A 22,080-nucleotide genomic window follows, 5' to 3' on the forward strand; every position below is an offset into this window, starting at 1 on the left:
CTAATGAAATTTAAGGCTTTCTTTTTAACGATTACCATTCAAAAACGTAAACCTTCAAAAGCTGAAATCTTACGTGAACAACAAATTAAAAATATTATGGATGATGTGAAAGAGCTCCAGTCCTCTTATTACAATCGTCTTTACTAAATAAATTATAAAGGGGCAATATCTTAATGAAATTTAAAGCATTTTTTTTAACTATCACCATTCAAAAACGAAAATTTACTAAAGCTGGAATCTTACGTGAACAACATATCAAAAACATTATGGACGAAGTGAAAGAGCGCCAGTCCTCTTATTACAATCGTCTTTACTAAATAAATTATAAAGGGGTAAAATCCAATGAAATTCAAAGTATTCTTTTTAACGATTACCATTCAAAAAAACAAACTATCTGAGTCTGATACGCTTCATGACCGACAAATTGAACAGGCTATGGACAACGTCAAAGAACGACAAAGTCATTATTGTAGTCACCTGTAATTCCGATTTGAAAGGAGGAATTCATGTATGAAGTTTCACCTTTTCTTTTTAACCATTACGATTCAAAAAGAAACTATATCTGCAGATGAAGTAAAACAAGAGAAACAGTATAAAAAGATTATAGATGAAATTCGTGATCGTAGAAGCAAGTACTACACTCACCTATAATTATTTGAAATTATATTAGAAACGAAAGGAGTCGATTATGATGTTAAAAACGCGGTGTAAAGAAATGATTTGGATAGTTCAGAGGGATTCCACGTAGTTTAACAGGAATACTTTATACATGCATTGCAGTTAATTTGATGTGTAAAAAATATATAATAATACGCATTTCATACACTCTAAAAATTTGAAAAGATACACCACTTTTTCAGCGGTGTATCTTCCCTAATTTTTTCTATTTCCGATTACTTCGTTTCGTTTTAAACAATCTCACTAAGTTCGAAACAACTGTTTTCGTTACTGCATAAACAGGCACCGCTAAAATCATTCCGATAATTCCAGCAAAGTTCCCTACCCCTAAAATAAGGATAATAATCGTTAACGGATGAATGTTTAATTTCGAGCTCATAATACGTGGAGATATGATGTTACTTTCAAACTGCTGTACAATTGTTACAATAATAATTACGTACAGAGCTTGCATCGGAGATACGAATAGACCTACAATAACAGCTGGTGCTGCTCCGATAAAAGGACCTAAGTTCGGAATTATATTTGTAAGTGCTGCGATAATCCCTAAAACAAAAGCATACGGTAAACCGATGATTAAATAACCAGTAAATGTAAAGGCACCAATAAACATACAAACGAGCGCTTGACCTTGAATATATGCAGATAATGTTTCGTTCGTTTCCTTTATGATACGAAGTCCTTCTTCACGGTAAGACTCTGGTAATACACTAACGGCTTTTCCTGGAAATGCATGTCCATCTTTAAACATATAAAATAAAATGAACGGTACTGTAAAAATAACTAATGCCACGTTCGTGATAATACCAAATAAAGCCGTTGCACTCGACGTAATTGTGTTTGGTATTTCTTTTAAGTATTCAATTGCATTTTTCTCAATTGTTTCAATGGAAACGTAGTTTTGTGTAGATAGCCATTCAAATAATTTATGATGGGATAGATCTTGTATGTATACTTTTCCCTCTTTTATATAAGTCGGCATGTTTTTCACTAAATCCATTAGCTGCTGTGAGATCGTTGGAACGACTACTCCAATAGCAACTCCAGTTAATGTGATGATAAAAAGATACAATAGTAAAATCGCTAAACCTCTCGGTACTTTTTTATTCTCCAAAAAGACTAACAATGGATTAAAAATGAAGTATAAAAATAACGCGATTAAAATTGGGAAAAATAATGTTGATATGAAGATACCAATCGGTTGAAATAGAAACGATATTTTTGTGCAAATAAATATAATTCCTACAACCATCAGCACTTCTAATGTCCAAAAGTGCACTTTCGATTTCAAAAAAACATCCTCCTTTAAACTAGCACTTCTTTTCATTGTACCAAAATAAACATGAATTTCACATAATATTTTCCTTTACAATATTCCAAAATACCATTAAATACACTACAATGAGATTACATACAAATTTGTGGGTAAAGGTGATAAATATGACACAATGCATCATTTGCAGAAAAGATACGAAAGAACTTAGCGAACAATATGTCATACCAGAGATATTATGTGGATATTATTTCACAAACTCCATTTGTGATTCCTGTCATGAACATATGACAACAAATGTTGACCGTCCTTTAATTAGGCATAAGCTAAGTCAATATAAGATTGAGCAAATGAAAAAACAAATCGACTCCCCTCTCTATACGAATGAACACGGTGAAGAGCTGGCAGCCGCTGAAACGGATGTTGTAGAAGTAAGTGATGAAATACTTTATTCCAATGCATTAATTATGAAACTATGTAAAAAGCACGATATTTCACTACACAATGAAATTTGGAAAGAAGAGCGTGTAACAAAAGTAGCTAGTTCTATTCAACGTGAATTACTTTTAGATAACCGTAAATATAAAATGAGTGTATTAAAAATGGCCTATACTTTTGCTGTACAAACAATTGATGGCTACTTTGACGATCCAGATGCGATTGATATTTCTAACATTCTATTAAATGCCGATTTCATGGAATTAAAGGAAAAGAGTATCGTCCGTGACTTAAGCAAAAGTTCTTTATGGAATACATTAAATACAACGAGTGAAAACCATTACTTTATTTTACTTAGTGATAAAGACGGGCTGTTCTGCTTCATTCGCCTATTTGATATTTTTGATGTTGTTGTTCATTTATCAGAAAAAAGGTACGATCTTCCATCACCAATTGTCGGCGTAAATAATGTAGACAAAAAAGGATTTTTTGTAGAAAGCTTAAAACAATATATGGACGGGCTATTTAAAGAAACTAAACCTTCTATTTAATTGACACCAGAACATACGGTCTCCTTTCTTCATGAAAAGACACTGTGTTATAATGAGTATGAATAGAACAATACAATCACATAAAACAATTAAAAACTGTATATAAATAAAAAAGACTAGTGTGCGGCTACACACTAGTCCACGTAACTTAGCAGATTGGATTGTTCATTTATCCTATTTGTTTCGTACAAACACAACAACCCACTTTCTATAGGCATAGGTGGGTTGTTATTTTTTGAGCTTGTCAATTAAGACGACAATAAACGTTAACAATGCAACGAGAAACAGTCCACCTTGCAGCAGCAACGCAATTTCACTCACGAATTATCACCCCCCTCCTACCTGGAGAAGTGATAATTGAACAACCAACCGTACCATAAGTTACCTCTTAATTTTACCATATTTATTAATTGTTTACGATGAAAACCCGCAAGCTTAAAAAATTGCGAGTTTTTTATTTCTCACTATTTTATTAAAGCATATGCATCAGCTATCATTTCACCAACGATTTTATTTTCTTGTTGCTTCTCGTCTTTTAATAAAAGGAATAACAGTTCTGCCACTTCTTCCCCCTCCTTGAACTGATTCATATAAATGAATAAATTCGTTTTTTATATAAAAAAAACCAAAGGTATTTTCGATAAGTTAACTGGGTTTTATTAAAGGACACATATGATTTGCTTGAACATCGTTACTGTTTGTTTGAAATACAGTTCGATTTATATTCATAAAAATAGTATATTTCTTTATTTGAAAGGTATTTTTCATGGTCCTTAATCCGCTGTAACCAATAAGAAAACTCACATGCTAAATGCATTTGATGTGAGTTAATAAGGCTATTAGGACAAAGTGCTGGGAACTCAACAACTAGACGTACTTCTAACCCAGTATAAGTATCTTTAAATTGATGTCGAACTCCACCAATAATAGTACCATCTTTCATACGTGCAACACCTGTTGATTGGTATTGATAAGACTTATCTCTAGGTGTTTTTAATCCCGTTTCGTCACCAAAAACAATGAAAAATTGAACCGGGAACGGAGAATTACCTGTAGTTTCGATAACCTCTAATTCATTTTCCCCAAAGGGTCTTAGTACATAGTGATCAGGACAAGCTGATAAATTCACTTGATTATTTTCACGTGATTGTTCAAGCATAAAACTATCAATTCCATTTATAGCTTCTTCTGCTTTAATCCCGTCTAAATAGATACTTGTTTTTGAAAATTTTCGTCTATCGCCAGATAAAACAGAACAAATACGCATACCTATTCCACTTAATCTAAGTTTGGATTTCAACTTATCATACATCTCATTATATGAATATCCCATCTTTACTTCCGTTAGCTTTTTTATCATGGCGTCTGTATCATTTATTTCAGGCTCTTTATATCCTAATGTATTTAAAACTTTTTTAATACGTTCTCTTTTCCATTTTGTAAGTTTCTCTTGCGAAATATTGTTTCCATCGATAATAATCTTCATTTATATTCACCTTCTTTTTGATCGTATCGTAGTGTAGTTAATACTAAATTAACCATTTCTTGCTTCGTATCTAGACTCAACTTTACTTCTGAATGGGCAATACTGCTAAGACCGTATAAAATAAATCCAGAAGCTAATAATGAGTTGTCAGTATAAAAAATCCCCGTTTTCACTCCTTCTTCAATTACTTGTCGAATTAACGGTTGCATTCGTGTGAATAATTTCTGTTCCAGTTGAAAATGTTGTTCCGTCTGAAACGAACTCATATTTTTATAGGGTGCTAATTTTTCAATAAATGTCCAAAATATATCTAGAGAATCTTTCATCTTCTGCATTACAGACCGTTCATTTGAAATAAGTATTTCTTCGATTAACTCCATATTTTTCACAATGAAGCTATTTAAAGTCTCATCAACAAAATCTTCTTTAGATTTAAAGTAATAGTAAAAAAGCCCTGTTGCTACACCCGCACGATTCACAACATCTTTAATGCTAAATCCTCCCATACCATTTTTCATATATAGTTCAAAACCAATATCCATTAACTCTTGGCGTCTTATATCTGGTTCTTTTGATATTCTTTTCATACGTCATCTCCTACTATGTTTTTTGCCACGACTGAATCTGATTCAATCATAAATGACTGAACTTGATTCAGTCAATCTTATTTGATAAATTTAAAAATCAATTTAGAAACTAAGCAACAAAATTCCTACAAAAAAAGAGTAATCCCAAGAAATATGCTTCTAACCTTAGATTTATCCAAAAAGTTAGATCATATAACTTGAGACTACTCATTCTCATTAAACACGTATTTTCTTTTCAAATCGATTAAACTTTATTTTAGCTGCACCATTTCTGTCTCTACAATCATTTGAGGAAGCGACTTTTGAATTATTTCCTTTAATACATAAAGAGCTTCATTCACATAACCACCCTCAAAACCCTCTAAAGGCTCAGGTAATTCATCTTCATCTAAAATAAAACATTCTCCGCTTGGAAGTACCAAAATATCAATAATTAAGTCTTCAAATGACACTAGTTCGTCTGTTATGTGCGTATTTTTTACAATATTAAAATAAGCGCCTAAATACATTCCGTTCTTATCTCTCCATATGTATAAATTGTACGGACGATTTTCCCAGTAGTATGCAATGGTGTAACTTCCTTTTGGGATTGTTAAACTCGAATCATTTGTATTCATCGTAAATGAATACTGAACCTCATGAAATAACATGATACTTTGAGATTTCTTTTCAAGTATTAAGCAATTGTGATCTATTATTGTTGAGTCATACCGATTTTTTCTTTCTATAATTTCACTTTTAGGCGTTCGTAATTTATTCATTTTTTGTTTCCCCTTATGCTATTTCTAGTCTTAATTATATCCGTTTATATAGCGATAAAGAAGTGTACGGTCTACAATTACACAATAAAACTCCTTCTTATTTAGAAGGAGTTTTTCACTATCCACCATTCATATGTTTTAACCTTTCAGTAACCGCATCATAAAATTTTCTTTCCTCATCCACATTTAAATGCACACGATTTACTGTTTTAGAAAATCCATATAACAACTGCGCTTTAATTGGCTCTTTTAACGTTATTTCAAAAGTTGGAGGTTCCTTTATAAATTCCATAACAGTTGCGTCAAGAACCTCTTTCTTTAAAAGTTCGCCTTTATAAAACGCAATGTTATCAATTTGTGTAAATGGTATAACGATTTTTTTTCCTAATCCAATTTGAATAATTACTTTTTCTTCCGCAACGATAATTGGATTTTTACGTATCGCTTGTATTTCAGCTAAAAAATAAAACATTGCATATATGTTTAAGATAAGTAAAATCCAAGCTATTACTGGATTCCATTGATGAAGTAAATAATGAAAACCGATACTTTCAATTAAAGTTGCATGAATAATCATGATATAAACACCTATTGCACCGGTCTTTTTATGATATGAGTATGTGAATTCACTTTCTGATACTTTTACACGCCACGATAAAAAAGCATAATAGAATAATTTACACTCAGTAAGAATGATATTTACTGACTTACTTCTTTTCATAGTATCATCAAATGCTTGATCAATCGCATAAGAAAATGAAGAATACTCACTTCTATATTCTTTATATCGTTTTATTATTTTAGGTAGAACTCTAATAATTTTATATATCAGAAACACTTCAAAACATACGAACAAAATTTCTCCAGCAACTATTACATACGAAACAAATGAAAAAGCTTGTAAATAATCACTAGGAATTATAAATCTTGCGAACACGTATCCTGCTATAACTACAGGAAACATATATGTTAACGAATACCTTTTCCGTATAATAAAGAAATATGTGATAACTGGAATTACAAACATAAAATCTAATAACGAACCAAGCACGACTTCTTTCGGAGCAGCTGGTACAATTGGAAGAGCATACAATAAATAGTTTGACAACATAATTAATGATACGATTCCAAACCAAGCACCCGTTCTCCTCCGCGATATAGTGACATTCATGCTTTCACTCCTCTATTCAAAAACCTCATTTAAATGGTCTTTATAAAATAAAATGGCACGTTCAAATTCTTTTACTTCCTCTACTTTTACGACCGTTTCAAGCAATAATTTCATCGCGGATTCATGATCGTTTACGTTATATTTCACTAGTGATAAAAACACTTTCATCACGTCATTTTCCGGGAACTGCTTTATCCCTGCTTCTAATACAGTAATCGCTTTATCATACTCCCCTATACAACGATACGTACTGCCAAGACCGATATACGCACCGCAAAGGGATTCACCATCAAGTCCGTTCGCAATCGCCTGTTCATAATACGGAACCGCTTCCTTTTCAAGACCCATTACATCATGTATCCAGGCACATTGATATAGTACTTCTGCATCCCTCGTAAAATTTGTTAATCCTATAAGTATCTCCCTAGACTGTGCATATTTCTTTTCATTTCTAAGTTTAATAGCTTGCTTCAATAAATGTTCCATAAAATCCACTCCTCACAAAATGTTCATTATGCATATAACATGTATTACACATTTACGAGCAGCTAATGGTCTATTCCATTAATTCGATTTAATAATCAGTGAGGGATAAGTTCCCTCACTGATTTAATATTAACTCCATTACATACTATGCGACTGCATCTCTTTCTAAAAGCTTAAATTTACATAGAAGTGATAGGATTACATAAGTGCCTTAACATAATGACAATTTCTTTTGCTGTTTCATCTTTCCCATTACATAACTTCACATTACCGTCTTGTCCAATAACATGGTGCACAGCGCCGCGAGAATATAATGAATGTGGTGAATTTGCTACCATTACACTCACTTTCGCATCTTCCATCCTTTTACTCGCTCTTTCAATAAGTTCTGTTTCATTTACGTCACTTTCCAGTTTAAAGCCAACGAGTATCGTTTCTGGATCCCAACTCTTTATTTGTTTTAATACTTTTGGTGCTTTTTGAAAATGAATAATTGGAGCGATGTCACTGGAAATCTTTCCGTTCATATTAAGAATATTTCCATCTTGATCACAAATCTTTTCGACAACCCAATCTGATCCAGCAGCAGCCATAATAACCGCATCAATTTTTTCATGTGTAATAATACTCTTCATCTTATCTTGTAAGTCAATAATCCCCTCAAATGGATGCAATTCTAATTGGTTATTTACATCCATTGGCTTCTCGGCGAAATAGCCATGCAAATATATTACATTTGCTCCTTTTGTCATTAGCTCTTCTGCAATAATTCTTCCAATCGTACCTTTTGCCAAATTTGTATGTCCGCGTACTTGATCCCATTTTTCTAGGCAACCGCCGCTCGTAATTAATACTTTTTTCCCTTTCATCATAACCATCCCTTACTGATTTTTCGCACGAAACCACTCTGTTCCAAAGTCAACTGCATCACGTTGCCTCATAAAACGGCAAGTCGCATTCCCTATCTTCCCACGCGTAACTGTTCCTTTCCGTTCGTATTCAACTCCCATTTCTACAAACGTGTCAGAATCGTAATCCATTTCAACGAACTCTTTCCATACTCTTACACCTTCTTCTATAATAGGCGCTCCTACCTTTATTAACTCGCGTGAACCTGTACGTACCTCAGATAAATGTACGGATGTATTGGAGTCATATCCGACACCAAGTAATAATATGTATCCATCTAAATCATATATTTTTCGTAAGGGCGATTCTTCCCCAAAACTTATGGAAAGTGAATGATTCGCTATAATTTCCTCTGCATGTTTTCCCCATGCTGCAAAACTACTGAGCGGATGATTACTGCGCAATACATTCGGATATGTACGAAAACATTCAACTACTTTTCCCATTGCCCTTGTTGGTGTTATACGTGGTTCAAATGCAGGAACATTATCCCGGATAATTTGCCACCAGTCTTCTGGTACAGGTGGTCTTGACCAATGTTTTGGATCGGATAAATCTGAAGATTGGGTTGACATAATTATCGTTCCTTCTTCTGTAACAACTTTCATTAACGCTTCTACTACGGCAACTGCCCCACCAGATATCCAACCGATTGAACTTAATGATGAATGAACAATAACTGTCATTCCTTTTTCTATCCCTAAGGTTTTTAAATCGTTTGTAATTGTTTCGATTGTATGTGGAAGTTTTGTACTCGCCACTATTTCATTCATTTTCACGATTGTTCCCCCATTTTGCTTTAAACTAATACATACATATATTATCATATTTTTCTTAATTTTTAACCTAATCATTCCGATTACTATACGTCTATCGTTTTTATCATATTGGAAACAGTTAAATTATGGTATATTAATTTGAAATAAATATAAAAAAGTGAACGCAATGAAAAACTTTCAATCTAACAATCTTAATTTATACTAATATGAAATAGCCCATCACAAATGATGAGCTATGTATTTTATTCATTCTCTAAATAACAATAAAACCTCTCTACTCCCAGGTATTTCTCTCCTAAGCTTTCAATCTTAAAGTTACATTTCTTGTAAAATCCGACTGCCTCTGTATCTGTCTCAGCCTCAATATATGTTAACTCATATTCCCTAATTATTTCTTTAATCATTTGAAGTGCAATTCCTTGATTACGATATTTTTCATCAACAGCTATGTGACACATTCTCGCTCTATTTGTATGAATTAACGCTATACCTATGCAACCCTTATTCCCATATTTATATAGCACTGCCTGATCATTTTTATACATTGAAACTGCTTTAATTAAGCTTTCTTCACTCGGACCGGTCGCATGCTTTAATACTTTTTTTATAGGATCTATTTCTATATGCTCAACACGTTGTAACACTCTATCTCCATCCTTTCTCATGAAAAAAGATTAGCTCTTTATTGAAAAAGAGCTAATCTTTTTACGCCGTTATTTTTTCTTCTTTTTTCACAACTACAGCTACATAACTATGAAGTATCATTCCGACAATTACAAGACTCATTCCAACCCACGATAAAGAAGACGGAATTGGAGCCGATAACCAGATCAGCTCTCCTACTAAAGCAAATAAAACTTCACCAGACTGTGTCGCCTCGACTGTTGCTAATTTTTGCGGATCATCTTTTACAAGATCTGTCGCAAAGAAGAATAATACTGTAGCAATTAAACCTGAACTAATCGCTACAATAAAACATTGAAAAACTTGACTACTTGACGGTAAACCGCTTGTAGATACTTCATAACCAGAAAGTAAAAACCAAAATGGTAAACTTGCTAATGTCATACCGAGAACTCGTTGGAAGACATCTAATTCACCCTTACATACTTGCATCATTTTTCTATTTCCAAGTGGATATGCAAACGCAGCAATGAGTACAGGAACTACACATAAAATTGTTTCACGAATCCCTAAAGAAGAAGCATGTTCTACTTGCATAAGAACAACACCGAATAAAATAATGCCTGACATTACTAATTCCTTCATTGGAAGTTTTTTATGTAATGGGTCTACCGCAAAAAATGGTGTTAACAAAATCCCTGCAACTATTGTAATTTGCCAAGTCGAAGCGACAAGCCACCCCGGTCCAAACGCACCCGCGAAACTAAGCGGTGCATAAAAGAGACCAAATCCAACAATACTCCATAACAACCATTCTTTCGGATTGTTTTTCATATATTGAAAGAGTTGTTTTAAGTTCCCTCTATACATGACAATAAGTAGTAGCATTGGAACCATAAAGTAATACCGTAGTGATGCACTCCAAATCCAACTCCCACCTTCTAAGTCCATCGACCGGTTTAACACAAAGGTAAAGGCAAAGAAAAACGATGCCAATATCCCTACTGCAATAGCTTTCATTATAAAACCCCTTATAATAGTTTTTTTATTAAATAACTTTCAATCTATTCGAATGCAAAATTTTTCAACAGAATATTAACTTATAAAAATAATAATGTTTTTATTTATTATACAATATATTAAAATAACATTAAGAGGAATCGCTACAGCATTCGTTTCGTGAATTACGCTAATCGAAATGTGTATGTATTTTATATCCGCTGTATGCATAATGATCGGTGCATATCGTACAGATGAAGAGTTTTAACTTAAGGAATAAATTAGTTATTTGGATGTGATCATATTGAAAACATATAAAATTTCCATGGTATTCACCTTAATGATGTTAGCTGCAGGACTTTCTTTTCTTTTCATTTGTATTTTAGCTTTAATAGATGAGTTTTTCTTCCTTGGTATTCTAATCTTAATCATCCCAGGCCTTTTTTTATACTATGGTTTTTATCTTTTGAAAAAAAGAAGAGAGAACACCGTTTTTTATTGGGATGATGAAGGTATAATTATTGATTTAGATGGGAATAAAGTTTATTGGTATGAGATAGAAGATATTGTATACAGCGGTTTCCCAGAAACAAAAGCGACTGTAATTTCCACTCACTATACTCATCACGAAAATATAAGAATACGCCATAAAAAATGGCAGCCAACAATTGCGCATAGAATTTACTGGTATTTAATTGAGCAACCAAAAGAATACCATAAAAATTTGATGTTAACTTGGGAAGAAAAGAAACAAAAGCCAATTTAAAATGAACTCCCCTAATCTATTAATTAAGGGGAGTTTTTCACACTTACATTTAGATTATATGTAAGTGATGTTCTTTGTATAATTTTCTCAATCGATTTATATGTGCTTGATGGTACCGATTATGATCAGCTATATGCCATATTCCCCATCTTATAGTCGCACTTTCTCCCTTTTCATAGGACACTTCCCGGGTTAAATCATTTTCTGTTAGTTTCATACATTCCTCATAAAACATATGTTGCACTGCTTCATAATCTTGCATTAATTCTTGCAATGTATCTTTTCTTAAACTTGGCAATTCTCCTATTTCATTCAACATAGGCCCATATTTATTTTTAAGCCCCTGTGGAACTTCTTCTCCTCTTAAACGATATACCCAGTGTAAATCGACAACTGCTAAATGCTGAAGTAGCTGCCCTATACTATTTTCATTATTTTCAGACCCTTTAAAGGATAGTTCGTCCTCTTCTGTACCTTCTACTAAATTTTGCAATCGTTTAAATGTATCAAGAACTGTTGCATATAAAATGGCTACTTGCGGGTTCATATCTTTTTCTAAATAGAGATCTTTCATAATAACCCCCTTCTTTTAAAGAAACAACACCATATATTCGTCATCACTATATACACCATTCATCTTTAAAGCTCTCTTTTCAATTCCGTAGGTTTTAAAACCCATTGATCCATATAATCTTTTTGCTGGTTCGTTTGTGGATACAACACCTAAGTTTAATTGCTCAAGTTTTATTTCTCTCGCTCTTTGAATTGCATTTGCAATTAATTCACGTGCTAGTCCGTTACGTCTATTTTGTGCATCTACATACATCGCAACGATATGACCTTTATGCTTATAGGCATCTTTCTCTTCCCTTAATAAAGTGACAACTCCGATTAATTGATTTTCTTCATTAAATGCACCGAATGTACAACTAGTAGTAGATGTCAAATTACCTTCAACTCGCTCAATAGGATTTTCCTGACGAATTGCCTCTTCATAAGTTGTTACAAATGCCTCTGGATTTACTTGTAATGCTTGTAAACGTAAATCCCAATATTTTTCCGCATCTTCTTTAGTAAGTAATCGAATCATTTCCCTATCCCCTTTAGTTAACATAATATTTTTATAGACTATTAAATAAAGATTGATATTCTTCTTTTAACATACTATAACGATAGCGATGAATGAATTCACCATGACGTAATCTATCATTTCTCATTATTCCTTCACAAACAAATCCAGCTTTTTCATAGCTCTTTCTAGCTTGTAAATTATCTTCGTCTACTCGTAGCCATATTTTTTCTAATTCGAATGCAGAAAAGCCAATTTGTAACATACTGTATAGCGCTGCCATTCCATATCCTTTACCCCAATATTCTTTATTTCCAATTGCAATTCCTAATTCAGCATTTTTATTTGTTTGATCAAAGTTTTTTAGGTCTACCCATCCAATGTGTACACCTTCCTTTGTAACGATAGCTCGTTGTTCATAGCCATTCTCTCGACTTATGCATGCTTCAATCCACTTTCTCGTATCTTCACGAGTGAACGGTGGATATTGATCTGGTACGACTAAATGTTTTGTTACTTTTATATCTAATGACCATTGATATCGATCTTCTACATCATCTAGTGTCAGTTCTCTTAATTGAACGAATGGTACATTCATTTTGCTATCCCCTTTTCATTTTCCGATAGAAAACCCTTCGAACACTCTTCCTCCATACTGATCTAGAGTTCTTTCTATAAAACTAATTAATTCATTTTTATCTCCTGTTTTATAAAAATGATCAAAAGCTGCTACAAATTGGTCTGCATATTGTTCGTCATATCTTTTTAACACTCTAATAAACCATTTTGAATTTCCAAGCCATTGTCCATTTACCCTCAAAACATATTCATGTACTAAATCAGCTAATAAGTTTGCGATAAACAACTCTTCTTCTCTCTTTGTTGCACCAATAAAGTCATCCAAAGCATCCGTAATAAAATATCGCTTCTGCTTCATCGTTTCTTCGGTCCATTTTGCTGGTCCTTTATTTAGTAAATCATTCGCCTCTCTTTTTAATTTCTCAACAATTTCATTCTCCCCTTTTAATGCAATCCCTTCTGAAACTAATTGTGGTAACGAAGGTCTCCCGCGGTCACAATCCATTTTAAAAAAGGTTTTATACGTTTCAAAATTATGTACGAACACTTCAACAGGCCAACCATTACTATAGAAAGATTCTCTATAACAAGATGACAAACTTTGGTCAAATATTACAATATCAAGGTCAGATGTTTTCGTAGCCTCTCCTCTAGCAGCACTTCCCCCTAGTAAAGCAACATCACAATTCGAAAATTGTGATGCAATTATGCTTCGTGCCGCTTCAATTGGTCCCATAGCCTTTCCCCTTCTCTTATTTTACTTTCTTTTTTTCAGTTCTTTCTCGTGTCTTCTTGATATAAGCTTCTGCATCTGGCGTTTTGCATGACGTTGCACCATGATCAACTTCTACTTTTCCAATTTCGCGTGCAAATTCAATTGCTTGTTGCTCTAAAGCTTCATTTCGAATCCCTATCGCAATTAAAGCACTATTCATCGCTTCTTTTTTTCTATTTTTTTCATTATGTATATGAACCTTGATCTCTTCTAAATACGGTACGAAGAAGTCATCGTCTAACGTTTTATTTTTTATTGCGATATTCGCTAATAATGACCAACCAGCTCTTCCAATCCATTCATCATCAGACTTTGTCCATTCTTCCATTCTTTCTATCGCGATTGGCGACGTACATATAGCTGTCATAAGAACGTCCATTAAACAATAATAATCAACATCTTGAACCCATCTATTTAGCTGTTCTGATGTTAGTTTCTTCGGATCTAAAATCATCGTTGCTAAAGTCCTTGCGTCCATATTTTTCGTTTCCCATAATGAAATTGCTAAATCATGATCCTTTTTTATTTTCTTTTTTAACAATTTTAAATTCGCAAAACTAACTCCAAATAACGGCTCTTTCGCCCCATGGTTTTTATATGTCTTACGAGTTTGTTCTGTCCCATACTCTTCCAGTTGCTGCATTACTTCTTCAAGTAACATATGCCCACCTCTTTTATGTTTTATGTTGACTTCATATATGTATGTACGATATATTCTACATTATTTTTTGGTTTTCCTATATTTATTTTTTAAATACGGTATGTGAAATTTTTATTGATATTCTTTAAAACAAAAAACATCCTTTTCTTTATTTTTCACACGGTTGTTCATTCACACTCTGTATACAATACTCCACTAGCGCATTCAACGGATTTATTATGTTCCTCCCTATTATATTTTCTACCCTTGTAGCAGCGTCTACCATTGATAATTGTGCAACTGAAAACATTTCGTTTCTATCTTTCATAATTTCATATAAATACTGTTCTAATTTAGCATCATGCTCTTCTTTGTGACCTTGCATAATTAACTCAAATATCCCCTCTATCACTTCTACTTTTACTTGTATGGATTTATTATTCTGATGAGCGTATATTCTTAAACGTTGCATCGTTCCTGAAACAGTACGGGTATTTGTAAATAGTATTGTCTGTGGCTCTTCAACCTGACAAATCATTTCAAAGAATGGCTCATCAATTTTCAATATAGGTATGTCTATTTTGAAATCCTCATCTAATAACGTGATATAATCTGTACAAGTTATTAAAAGTGTATCTACATCACTTTCAGCTATATACTTTATAATATCTTTTAAATCATTTCGTGCTTGTTCTCGTTCTATTTTTAGTCTGTGTGATAAGATTGGATCTACAAAATGGAGTATTTCTATTTCAAAAGATTGCAACACTCGGTCAATGTATTCAATATTTGAATGATGAGCATGTAAACAAGCTAATTTTTTCATACTTATCCTCCCTTTCTAAAACAAAAAACATGAATGAACCATTTTACATACAGTTCCATTCATTTAATTCTTGTTTCATTTTTTCAAACCTGCAAAACCGTGAAATCTTGCATACTTTTTAACAAACTTTTTTGCGTTTGTAAAAAAGTTTTTTTGCATTTCCCCCTCTAAAATTGCTAATATAGTAGAGTAGAACTTTTATAGAGAGTAGGAAAATTATGCACAATGGAATTCGGATGACAACTTTAGTGAAAAGGGCTCTGTTGATTTGCGCTGGGGTATTATTTACATACGAAGCTGCTTATGGATCAACACATATCGCTCTAGCAAGTACAGAGGATGAAGCGAAATCTGTTCAACTTGTAAGTGAAATTCAAACGTCCCTTACTCCGAAAGAAGCTCCAAAGCACTATAACGGGCAAGTTAGAAAAGTCGCTTACTTAACATTTGACGATGGTCCTGGAAAATACACAGCTGAGCTTTTAGATATGTTAAAGAGTGAAAATGCAAAAGCAACATTCTTCCTAATTGGTTCAAACGTGAAAGCTTTCCCTGATCTTGTAAAACGTGAAAATGCTGAAGGCCACTATGTTGGGATGCACAGTATGACTCATAACTACAAGAAGCTTTACACAGAAGGTCATTACGTTGATGAAATGAAAGAAGACCAAGGCTTAATCTCTGGTGTTCTAGGAAAATCACCAGTATTAACACGTCCTGCTTACGGCTCAATGCCAGGATTAAATGAAGCCCTTCGCAACAAAGTTGTCGAAAATGGTTTAAAAGTTTGGGACTGGACAATTGATTCATTAGACTGGAGATACAACAAAATGCCAGTAGACGCTGCATCTGCTAAAATCGTAGAAAACGTTCTACATGGTGCTACAAATCCAACAGAAGTTATCCTTATGCACGATATTCATCCACAATCAGTAAAAGCAATACCTGGTATAATTAAAGGATTGAAAGAAAAAGGATATGAATTAGAAGCCTATAATGAGAACGAACACTTCCCATTAAACTTCTGGCATGATAATCGTATGTAATAAAAAGACTTGATTCCCTCTTGTAGGTTATCAAGTCTTTTTTTATCGTTTTGGGAATTTCCTTTGTTGCTCTTCAATAGAACGAATAATATTCTCTCTATCATCTTGAGTTATACCGATAGAAAATTCGTACTCTTCTTCCTTACACCATGCGGGGTTAAGTTCCAGCGATAAGTGAATAACAATGTTAAACTCCCCTGATTTTTCCCCCATAAATTCAAACGCTAAATTTGGTTCTATGAAATCTAGTTCGTTATATGTAGGATTTGGTAAAGATTCAAACCATTTTTTCATGTACTGTAAGTCGTATGTTTGTAAAAAAGGATCCATCGTTTCAAAAACTTTATTTTCTTCTGATAGTTTTGCCTTTACTCTTAACCAATTTCTATCACACTCGTCTTTTGCATCATTAAATTGGTAATTTACAACCTCTAAGCGTAATGCTACTTTTTCATTTTTAAAATTCATGACTATCCCTTTCTTTCTCGGAACTTTTTGTTTTATAAAGTTCTATTAATTCCGATCCTTAAAATCATTATTTATACATGAAATAAATTTGATTTGCGATATAATCTGAACTAAAGTGAAGTCCATTCCTTATCCACCACATGATGATACCTACCAAAGAGGCTGTTTTAATATCAACCGCAACATAGTCATCTGGCAAATCCTTTTTCGTATTCTCTCTTCTCGTTTCTATTAATTGCTTTAAAAATAAAAATAGTTGTTCCTCAAATTGATTCATTTTAAATAATATAAATAAATAATTTCGATGGATATATAAATAATCAAGTAATTGTGTTAGCTTTTGTTTTTCTGATAAATCTTTTGCATGTATTAAATCAACAATTTTATTAGAAAGCTCGTTTAAAATCTCATTTGTGATTTGGTCTAGTAAATCTTGAATATCTTGATAATGTAAGTAAAATGTTGTCCGATTTAATCCTGCTTTTGTTGCGACTTTCTGAACCGTTAAACTTGAAGTACTAAGATTCTCACATAGGAGAGAAAAAACAGCATTTTTAAACATTTCCCTTGAACGAACTGTACGAGGATCTTCTTTTTTAGGTGTAGACATTTTGAAACTCCTTTATAGATTTTCTCTTTACTTACTCGACAGTGCATACCTTATATGTCGAGTAGTGAACATTTTCAACAAAACTGTTCATGGTCAAAGAAAATTTATTTTGTTACCATTAATTTTATCGACACATTGTCGATAAATCAAGAAAACAATGAAGGAGTTTGCCAATGCAAAAGGAAATATCAGAAAGAAATAAAAAAATTATATTAGTTGTGCTCATTGCCGGCTGTTTTTTATCAACATTGAATCAGACGCTATTAAATGTGGCGATGAGTAATTTAATGGAAGTATTTGGTGTTACGGCTGCAACAGTGCAATGGCTATCAACAGGCTTTATGCTCATAAATGGTGTTCTCGTGCCAATTACTGCGTTTTTAATGAAACGATTTACAACACGGCAGCTATTTATTAGCTCGATGCTCTCTTTGTTTATTGGGACGGTTCTCTGTGCATGTGCCGTGAATTTTGGCATTCTGTTAACAGGAAGAATGATTCAAGCAGTTGGAGCAGGAATTATTATGCCGCTAATGATGACTGTTATTTTATATTTATACCCTAGTGAAAAGCGTGGGAGTATTATGGGGACCATCGGATTTGCCATCATTTTTGCGCCAGCCATCGCTCCAACATTATCTGGATTTATCATTGAATATGTTTCATGGAGATGGTTATTTATTGGATTAGCTCCATTTGTATTAATCGTTATTATTCTTGCTCTAAAATATTTAATGAATGTTGCTGAAACAACAAAAGCAAAATTAGATATCGTAAGTGTCATTTTATCAACGATTGGCTTTGGTTGTATTATCTTTGGATTTAGTAGTGCAGGAAGCAAAGGATGGGATCATCCAGTTGTTATTACTACAATTATCATCGGAATAATCGTTACAACTCTATTCTGTTTACGTCAAATAAAGTCTAGCGATCCACTACTAAACTTATCCGTATTTAAATATAAAATTTTCACTCTTACTTCAATCATTAATATACTAATTACGATGATTATGTATGCGGATTTAATTCTATTACCGATTTACTTACAAAATGGACGAGGTTTTACTGCATTCGAATCCGGTCTACTTCTATTACCCGGAGCTGTCATTAATGCCTTCTTATCACCTATCACCGGGAAAATGTTTGATAAATACGGTGCAAAACCACTCTTTATTATAGGTTTAACATGTATCATTATTTCGATGTGGGGTGTAATTGATTTGACCGAATCCACAACTTATATGTATTTAATGGTTCGTACCATTATTCTACGAATTGGGTTAAGCTTCATTTCTATGCCTTTAAATACAGCAGGTTTAAACGCTTTACCAAGAGAACTGGGTTCACATGGTTCCGCAGTAAATAATACGATTCGCCAATTAGCAGGTGCTATTGGAACAGCAGTTATCATCACAGTGTATACGATTCAGTCAACTTCACATACTTTACAGTTATCTAGTAATAACGGGAACATATCAGCTATGCAAGTAACAAAATTATCTTCTATCTTCAGCTCAAGTGATGCCTACGTATTTATGTTAGTCTTATCTTTTGTAGCTTTGATTATTGCATGTTTTATGCCTAAAAAAGTAGCACTCCAAAAATCCGAAAGTAACTCTTAAAACAAAAAATCCTACCCGTATGGAATACGAGTAGGATTTTTTATTATTTATTTCGTTTCCCCGTCTTCAGTCGTCTTCACCTTCGTTTTATTTTTATCATGATGGTTATAGTTGTACTTAGAACGATCTACTGGAGTAAAGCCTTCTGGTGTGTAGAATCGTAATAAGTCACCGTTAACAACTTGGTCGGAGTATTTTAGTGATTTTTGAACCATTTGTTCATTTTGTTTTATTTCATCTGTTATTTCTACAGGTTTTCCAGTAGCCGTATCATAGTATTTGCCGTTAAGTGCAGTAACTGTTGGACTTACGTAGTTACCGTTACGGAACGGAACGACTTGTTTATGCTCTGGTGATAATAAATCTGATCCGAATTGGACATAATTTTTTGTATCTGTACCTAGTAAGTGTAATAACGTTGGTAGAACGTCAATTTCTCCACCGTATTGATGTTGTACGCCGCCTTCCATTCCTGGTACGCGAATGATTAAAGGTACACGTTGTAATTGAGCATTTTCAAATGAGTTCATTTCTTTACCCATTATTTGAGACATTGCTGCGCTATGATTATCTGAAATACCGTAATGGTCACCGTACATAACGATAATTGAGTTATCGTATAAACCAGATTGTTTCAAGTAATCCATGAATCCTTTCACAGACTCATCTAAATAGCGTGCTGTTTGGAAGTACGTATCTACTGATGAATCACCTGTTTTAGCTGGTTCAATCGTTGCTTCCGCTTTATCAATCGGATAAGGGAAATGGTTCGATAACGTAATGAACTTCGTATAGAACGGTTGTTTCAACGTTTGTAATAACGGAATTGATTCGTTAAAGAATGGTTTATCTTTTAAGCCATAGTTTACTACATCTTTTTCGTTCATATCATAGTATGACGCATCAAAGAAATTATTAAAACCAAATGATTTATAAATTTCATCACGGTTCCAGAACGTTTTGTAGTTACCATGGAACACTGCTGATGTGTATCCTTGCTGACCTAAAATAGCTGGTGCTGATTGATATGTGTTATGAGCTTTATTTGTAAAAACAGATCCTTGCGGTAATCCAAACATTGAGTTCTCTAACATGAACTCCGCATCAGACGTTTTACCTTGTCCTGTTTGATGGAAGAAGTTATCAAAGTATAACGTATTCGCATCTTTTGTAAATGAATTTAAGAATGGTGTAACCTCTTGGCCATTTAGCTTATAGTTTAGTAAAAAGTTTTGGAATGACTCTAAATGAATATAAATTACGTTCATTCCTTTTCCTTTACCAAAATACTCAGGATTTGGACTTGCATACGTTGATGAAAGATAGTTTCTAACTTCTGTCATATTATCCCCATCAGCTAATGCTCGTTCTGTTGATGCTTTCGCACTTTGAATACCATCATAAATCGTAAAGTTGTACGCGCCTAAATATTTCACAATATAATTACGATCGAAGGTTCTAGTTAATAATTCAGGACGATCAGATTCTGCAAGACCTAAGTTAACGCTAAAGAATAAAATACCCGCTACAAATACTAGCGATAATTTATGCTTCGCAACACGGATTGGTTTAGGATTTACAAATTTCGTTGCGACTAAAACAATTAGAATGATCGTATCTAAGAAATATAGTGGATCATATACGTGTAGCAATGCAAAAATACTACCACCTAAATCTCCAAAGTTATTCGATTGTGTTAATGTCGGGAACGTAATAAAGTCGCTGAAAAAGCGATAATATACTACGTTTGCGTATAAAAGTATAGACATTAACAAATTAATAACAATTAACCAAATGTAAGCTCGTTTCCCTTTTGCAAATAATGCTAGACCTAAAAATAGAACTGCTGAGCTTAACGGGTTGAAAAACAGTAAGAATTTTTGGATTGTGTTCGATATCCCCAAATTAAATTCTGTCACATATGCTGCATATGTTTTTAACCAAAGTAAAATAACGGCAAATACGAAAAATCCAAAATGATTACTTAATACTCGTTTACTCTTTAATAAAAATTGTTGCATCTCTCCACCTCTTTTGATCATCCAAGGCTTATTTTGTATAAGTCTGTCTCTCTATTCAATTTTTCTTCTTCAAATAGATTTTATTTGTTTAACTATATGAAGAATATTAGTAATTATAATTTGTAACTTTTATTTATTCAACTATTTCTTTTTAAACATTTTGACCTTGGTTTCTATTTAACATAATAAATTTGTAACATTTCCTTTTTTCTTCCAGGGGCTCATCTACTAATTCTGACTCCACAAACTATAATCCTTTATTTCCTCATTTGCAAACTAATCTATCTCCAATTTTGGTACATATTTCACATAAAAAAAAGTGTAGTTTGAAATATTTGCTCAAACTACACTTTTTCTACAAACTTATCCTTTATAACTAATTTCTCCAGTTTCAACTAATTCCTTTAGCCCCATAAACATTAAATTCCACCCATGCTCAGAACCATCATGATAGTCTTTAAGTGCTTTTTCAACATCGGATTTTGCCCAATTCTCCTCATGCGGAACGATAATATTTTGTGAAAATGTCATTTCAGATCCTTGTTGTTTCTCCATTATTTCAACTACAATTGTATCTTCTAATTCACTAAACTGTGGCATTTTAAATGTAAATGCTAATTTTTCAGGACATTCATTTCAAAATATTCCCCAATTGCTCGATAGTCTTTTCCATTACGATGGTCGACAATTTCCCAGCTTCCGCCTACCCCGGGAGTATTTCTTGTTATTTTATTCGTCCCTTCCAACGTAAAAAACCATTTCTTGATCATATCAGGGTTTATCCATACTTCAAAAACTTCTTCTGGTGCAACATCAAAATCCCTTACCATCGTAAATGTTATTTTTGAATAATTATTCATTTTAGCCCGCTTTATTTAAATGCGAAGATTGTATTTCTTTTCAACAAAACCCCCGC

General features: G+C 33.2%; 27 protein-coding genes and 3 pseudogenes. 8 read left to right on the forward strand and 22 right to left on the reverse strand.

Annotation, left to right across the window (positions count from 1 at the left end):
* Positions 1-3: 3 nt before the first annotated feature.
* The 4 genes from BAQ49_RS16775 to BAQ49_RS16790 are packed head-to-tail and all read left to right on the forward strand — an operon-like array spanning position 4 to position 651.
* Positions 4-147 carry a YrzI family small protein gene (locus tag BAQ49_RS16775; protein WP_071746263.1) on the forward strand — a complete coding sequence of 48 codons (144 nt, stop codon included), beginning with the start codon at positions 4-6 and terminating at the stop codon, positions 145-147.
* A 26-nt stretch (positions 148-173) separates the two neighbouring features.
* Positions 174-317, forward strand: a complete 144-nt coding sequence (locus BAQ49_RS16780) for a YrzI family small protein (RefSeq protein WP_071746285.1) — start codon at positions 174-176, stop codon at positions 315-317.
* 25 nt (positions 318-342) lie between these two features.
* Positions 343-483 (forward strand): YrzI family small protein, encoded by a 141-nt coding sequence (locus BAQ49_RS16785; protein ID WP_000669808.1) that lies wholly within the window; start codon positions 343-345, stop codon positions 481-483.
* Positions 484-510: 27 nt separating this feature from the next.
* Complete coding sequence (locus tag BAQ49_RS16790; protein WP_071746286.1) at positions 511-651, forward strand: YrzI family small protein; 141 nt, start codon at positions 511-513, stop codon at positions 649-651.
* Between the two features lie 232 nt (positions 652-883).
* Here BAQ49_RS16790 and BAQ49_RS16795 read toward each other — a convergent pair whose 3' ends face one another.
* The gene (locus tag BAQ49_RS16795) at positions 884-1,969 is read right to left on the reverse strand and encodes an AI-2E family transporter (protein ID WP_071746287.1); all 1,086 of its coding nucleotides are present in this window, start codon (positions 1,967-1,969) and stop codon (positions 884-886) included.
* A gap of 149 nt (positions 1,970-2,118) precedes the next feature.
* Here BAQ49_RS16795 and BAQ49_RS16800 point away from each other — a divergent pair, with 149 nt between their 5' ends.
* Positions 2,119-2,940, forward strand: a complete 822-nt coding sequence (locus BAQ49_RS16800) for an HNH endonuclease (RefSeq protein ID WP_071746288.1) — start codon at positions 2,119-2,121, stop codon at positions 2,938-2,940.
* 228 nt (positions 2,941-3,168) lie between these two features.
* Here BAQ49_RS16800 and BAQ49_RS33610 read toward each other — a convergent pair whose 3' ends face one another.
* The 11 genes and pseudogenes from BAQ49_RS33610 to BAQ49_RS16850 form a co-directional block, all read right to left on the reverse strand.
* A complete protein-coding gene (locus BAQ49_RS33610; protein WP_001289319.1) occupies positions 3,169-3,261 on the reverse strand; it encodes a putative holin-like toxin in 93 nt (30 codons plus the stop codon).
* Between the two features lie 143 nt (positions 3,262-3,404).
* A pseudogene (locus tag BAQ49_RS16805) lies at positions 3,405-3,518 on the reverse strand (alkanesulfonate monooxygenase); the annotation flags it as partial.
* A 182-nt stretch (positions 3,519-3,700) separates the two neighbouring features.
* Positions 3,701-4,426 (reverse strand): annotated as a pseudogene (locus tag BAQ49_RS16810) (hypothetical protein); the annotation flags it as partial.
* On the reverse strand, positions 4,423-5,013 hold the full coding sequence (locus tag BAQ49_RS16815) for a TetR/AcrR family transcriptional regulator (RefSeq protein ID WP_071746290.1): 591 nt from the start codon (positions 5,011-5,013) through the stop codon (positions 4,423-4,425). The pseudogene BAQ49_RS16810 and the gene BAQ49_RS16815, both read right to left, overlap by 4 nt.
* Positions 5,014-5,264: 251 nt before the next feature.
* Entirely contained in the window at positions 5,265-5,774 is a 510-nt protein-coding gene (locus BAQ49_RS16820; RefSeq protein ID WP_071746291.1) for a ribonuclease FAU-1 family protein, read from the reverse strand.
* 118 nt (positions 5,775-5,892) lie between these two features.
* Entirely contained in the window at positions 5,893-6,945 is a 1,053-nt protein-coding gene (locus BAQ49_RS16825) for a hypothetical protein (RefSeq protein ID WP_071746292.1), read from the reverse strand.
* A 12-nt stretch (positions 6,946-6,957) separates the two neighbouring features.
* Positions 6,958-7,431 (reverse strand): tetratricopeptide repeat protein, encoded by a 474-nt coding sequence (locus BAQ49_RS16830; RefSeq protein WP_071746293.1) that lies wholly within the window; start codon positions 7,429-7,431, stop codon positions 6,958-6,960.
* 179 nt (positions 7,432-7,610) lie between these two features.
* Positions 7,611-8,300, reverse strand: a complete 690-nt coding sequence (locus BAQ49_RS16835; protein WP_071746294.1) for a phosphopantothenoylcysteine decarboxylase domain-containing protein — start codon at positions 8,298-8,300, stop codon at positions 7,611-7,613.
* Between the two features lie 12 nt (positions 8,301-8,312).
* Entirely contained in the window at positions 8,313-9,113 is an 801-nt protein-coding gene (locus BAQ49_RS16840; RefSeq protein ID WP_131802724.1) for an AAC(3) family N-acetyltransferase, read from the reverse strand.
* Between the two features lie 248 nt (positions 9,114-9,361).
* Entirely contained in the window at positions 9,362-9,763 is a 402-nt protein-coding gene (locus BAQ49_RS16845; RefSeq protein ID WP_084667479.1) for a GNAT family N-acetyltransferase, read from the reverse strand.
* Between the two features lie 61 nt (positions 9,764-9,824).
* The gene (locus BAQ49_RS16850; RefSeq protein WP_071746297.1) at positions 9,825-10,763 is read right to left on the reverse strand and encodes a DMT family transporter; all 939 of its coding nucleotides are present in this window, start codon (positions 10,761-10,763) and stop codon (positions 9,825-9,827) included.
* A 322-nt stretch (positions 10,764-11,085) separates the two neighbouring features.
* Here BAQ49_RS16850 and BAQ49_RS32355 point away from each other — a divergent pair, with 322 nt between their 5' ends.
* Complete coding sequence (locus BAQ49_RS32355) at positions 11,086-11,508, forward strand: hypothetical protein (RefSeq protein ID WP_244159107.1); 423 nt, start codon at positions 11,086-11,088, stop codon at positions 11,506-11,508.
* 49 nt (positions 11,509-11,557) lie between these two features.
* Here the strand turns inward: BAQ49_RS32355 and BAQ49_RS16860 are convergent, their stop codons facing one another.
* The 6 genes from BAQ49_RS16860 to BAQ49_RS16885 all read right to left on the reverse strand — a co-directional run bounded on the left by BAQ49_RS16860 (position 11,558) and on the right by BAQ49_RS16885 (position 15,397).
* Positions 11,558-12,082 carry a DinB family protein gene (locus BAQ49_RS16860; RefSeq protein ID WP_071746299.1) on the reverse strand — a complete coding sequence of 175 codons (525 nt, stop codon included), beginning with the start codon at positions 12,080-12,082 and terminating at the stop codon, positions 11,558-11,560.
* Positions 12,083-12,097: 15 nt separating this feature from the next.
* Positions 12,098-12,598, reverse strand: coding sequence for a GNAT family N-acetyltransferase (locus BAQ49_RS16865; protein ID WP_071746300.1), 501 nt, complete (start codon positions 12,596-12,598; stop codon positions 12,098-12,100).
* Positions 12,599-12,629: 31 nt separating this feature from the next.
* Positions 12,630-13,175 (reverse strand): GNAT family N-acetyltransferase, encoded by a 546-nt coding sequence (locus BAQ49_RS16870; protein WP_071746301.1) that lies wholly within the window; start codon positions 13,173-13,175, stop codon positions 12,630-12,632.
* Between the two features lie 15 nt (positions 13,176-13,190).
* Complete coding sequence (locus tag BAQ49_RS16875) at positions 13,191-13,892, reverse strand: nucleotidyltransferase domain-containing protein (protein ID WP_071746302.1); 702 nt, start codon at positions 13,890-13,892, stop codon at positions 13,191-13,193.
* A gap of 16 nt (positions 13,893-13,908) precedes the next feature.
* Positions 13,909-14,592, reverse strand: coding sequence for a DNA alkylation repair protein (locus BAQ49_RS16880; RefSeq protein WP_071746303.1), 684 nt, complete (start codon positions 14,590-14,592; stop codon positions 13,909-13,911).
* A 148-nt stretch (positions 14,593-14,740) separates the two neighbouring features.
* Positions 14,741-15,397 (reverse strand): aspartate/glutamate racemase family protein, encoded by a 657-nt coding sequence (locus tag BAQ49_RS16885; RefSeq protein WP_071746304.1) that lies wholly within the window; start codon positions 15,395-15,397, stop codon positions 14,741-14,743.
* Between the two features lie 218 nt (positions 15,398-15,615).
* On the opposite strand from BAQ49_RS16885, the gene BAQ49_RS16890 reads away from it, so the two are divergent.
* Positions 15,616-16,443 carry a peptidoglycan-N-acetylglucosamine deacetylase gene (locus BAQ49_RS16890; RefSeq protein ID WP_071746305.1) on the forward strand — a complete coding sequence of 276 codons (828 nt, stop codon included), beginning with the start codon at positions 15,616-15,618 and terminating at the stop codon, positions 16,441-16,443.
* A gap of 42 nt (positions 16,444-16,485) precedes the next feature.
* Here the strand turns inward: BAQ49_RS16890 and BAQ49_RS16895 are convergent, their stop codons facing one another.
* Entirely contained in the window at positions 16,486-16,911 is a 426-nt protein-coding gene (locus tag BAQ49_RS16895) for a WapI family immunity protein (protein ID WP_071746306.1), read from the reverse strand.
* 67 nt (positions 16,912-16,978) lie between these two features.
* Entirely contained in the window at positions 16,979-17,521 is a 543-nt protein-coding gene (locus tag BAQ49_RS16900) for a TetR/AcrR family transcriptional regulator (protein ID WP_071746307.1), read from the reverse strand.
* Positions 17,522-17,694: 173 nt separating this feature from the next.
* Here BAQ49_RS16900 and BAQ49_RS16905 point away from each other — a divergent pair, with 173 nt between their 5' ends.
* Positions 17,695-19,143, forward strand: a complete 1,449-nt coding sequence (locus BAQ49_RS16905; protein ID WP_071746308.1) for a DHA2 family efflux MFS transporter permease subunit — start codon at positions 17,695-17,697, stop codon at positions 19,141-19,143.
* Positions 19,144-19,190: 47 nt separating this feature from the next.
* Here BAQ49_RS16905 and ltaS read toward each other — a convergent pair whose 3' ends face one another.
* Positions 19,191-21,164: a lipoteichoic acid synthase gene (ltaS, locus tag BAQ49_RS16910; RefSeq protein WP_071746309.1), complete on the reverse strand. Its 1,974-nt coding sequence runs from the start codon at positions 21,162-21,164 to the stop codon at positions 19,191-19,193.
* 363 nt (positions 21,165-21,527) lie between these two features.
* Positions 21,528-22,024: pseudogene (locus BAQ49_RS16915) on the reverse strand (SRPBCC family protein).
* Positions 22,025-22,080: the final 56 nt, after the last annotated feature.

Source organism: Bacillus proteolyticus (assembly GCF_001884065.1).
GTDB classification, from domain to species: domain Bacteria; phylum Bacillota; class Bacilli; order Bacillales; family Bacillaceae_G; genus Bacillus_A; species Bacillus_A proteolyticus.

What these genes read in the sequence shown, in the direction of transcription:
- BAQ49_RS16815 (WP_071746290.1), bottom strand. Translation starts at nt 5,013, where the DNA reads ATGAAAAGAATATCAAAAGAACCAGATATAAGACGCCAAGAGTTAATG.
- BAQ49_RS16860 (WP_071746299.1), bottom strand. Translation starts at nt 12,082, where the DNA reads ATGAAAGATCTCTATTTAGAAAAAGATATGAACCCGCAAGTAGCCATT.
- BAQ49_RS16905 (WP_071746308.1), top strand. Translation starts at nt 17,695, where the DNA reads ATGCAAAAGGAAATATCAGAAAGAAATAAAAAAATTATATTAGTTGTG.
- BAQ49_RS16790 (WP_071746286.1), top strand. Translation starts at nt 511, where the DNA reads ATGAAGTTTCACCTTTTCTTTTTAACCATTACGATTCAAAAAGAAACT.
- BAQ49_RS16830 (WP_071746293.1), bottom strand. Translation starts at nt 7,431, where the DNA reads ATGGAACATTTATTGAAGCAAGCTATTAAACTTAGAAATGAAAAGAAA.
- BAQ49_RS16870 (WP_071746301.1), bottom strand. Translation starts at nt 13,175, where the DNA reads ATGAATGTACCATTCGTTCAATTAAGAGAACTGACACTAGATGATGTA.
- BAQ49_RS16900 (WP_071746307.1), bottom strand. Translation starts at nt 17,521, where the DNA reads ATGTCTACACCTAAAAAAGAAGATCCTCGTACAGTTCGTTCAAGGGAA.
- BAQ49_RS16875 (WP_071746302.1), bottom strand. Translation starts at nt 13,892, where the DNA reads ATGGGACCAATTGAAGCGGCACGAAGCATAATTGCATCACAATTTTCG.
- BAQ49_RS16775 (WP_071746263.1), top strand. Translation starts at nt 4, where the DNA reads ATGAAATTTAAGGCTTTCTTTTTAACGATTACCATTCAAAAACGTAAA.
- BAQ49_RS32355 (WP_244159107.1), top strand. Translation starts at nt 11,086, where the DNA reads ATGTTAGCTGCAGGACTTTCTTTTCTTTTCATTTGTATTTTAGCTTTA.
- BAQ49_RS16780 (WP_071746285.1), top strand. Translation starts at nt 174, where the DNA reads ATGAAATTTAAAGCATTTTTTTTAACTATCACCATTCAAAAACGAAAA.
- BAQ49_RS16785 (WP_000669808.1), top strand. Translation starts at nt 343, where the DNA reads ATGAAATTCAAAGTATTCTTTTTAACGATTACCATTCAAAAAAACAAA.
- BAQ49_RS16825 (WP_071746292.1), bottom strand. Translation starts at nt 6,945, where the DNA reads ATGAATGTCACTATATCGCGGAGGAGAACGGGTGCTTGGTTTGGAATC.
- BAQ49_RS16840 (WP_131802724.1), bottom strand. Translation starts at nt 9,113, where the DNA reads ATGAATGAAATAGTGGCGAGTACAAAACTTCCACATACAATCGAAACA.
- BAQ49_RS16820 (WP_071746291.1), bottom strand. Translation starts at nt 5,774, where the DNA reads ATGAATAAATTACGAACGCCTAAAAGTGAAATTATAGAAAGAAAAAAT.
- BAQ49_RS16865 (WP_071746300.1), bottom strand. Translation starts at nt 12,598, where the DNA reads ATGATTCGATTACTTACTAAAGAAGATGCGGAAAAATATTGGGATTTA.
- BAQ49_RS16835 (WP_071746294.1), bottom strand. Translation starts at nt 8,300, where the DNA reads ATGAAAGGGAAAAAAGTATTAATTACGAGCGGCGGTTGCCTAGAAAAA.
- ltaS (WP_071746309.1), bottom strand. Translation starts at nt 21,164, where the DNA reads ATGCAACAATTTTTATTAAAGAGTAAACGAGTATTAAGTAATCATTTT.
- BAQ49_RS16800 (WP_071746288.1), top strand. Translation starts at nt 2,119, where the DNA reads ATGACACAATGCATCATTTGCAGAAAAGATACGAAAGAACTTAGCGAA.
- BAQ49_RS16880 (WP_071746303.1), bottom strand. Translation starts at nt 14,592, where the DNA reads ATGTTACTTGAAGAAGTAATGCAGCAACTGGAAGAGTATGGGACAGAA.
- BAQ49_RS16885 (WP_071746304.1), bottom strand. Translation starts at nt 15,397, where the DNA reads ATGAAAAAATTAGCTTGTTTACATGCTCATCATTCAAATATTGAATAC.
- BAQ49_RS16850 (WP_071746297.1), bottom strand. Translation starts at nt 10,763, where the DNA reads ATGAAAGCTATTGCAGTAGGGATATTGGCATCGTTTTTCTTTGCCTTT.
- BAQ49_RS16890 (WP_071746305.1), top strand. Translation starts at nt 15,616, where the DNA reads ATGCACAATGGAATTCGGATGACAACTTTAGTGAAAAGGGCTCTGTTG.
- BAQ49_RS16895 (WP_071746306.1), bottom strand. Translation starts at nt 16,911, where the DNA reads ATGAATTTTAAAAATGAAAAAGTAGCATTACGCTTAGAGGTTGTAAAT.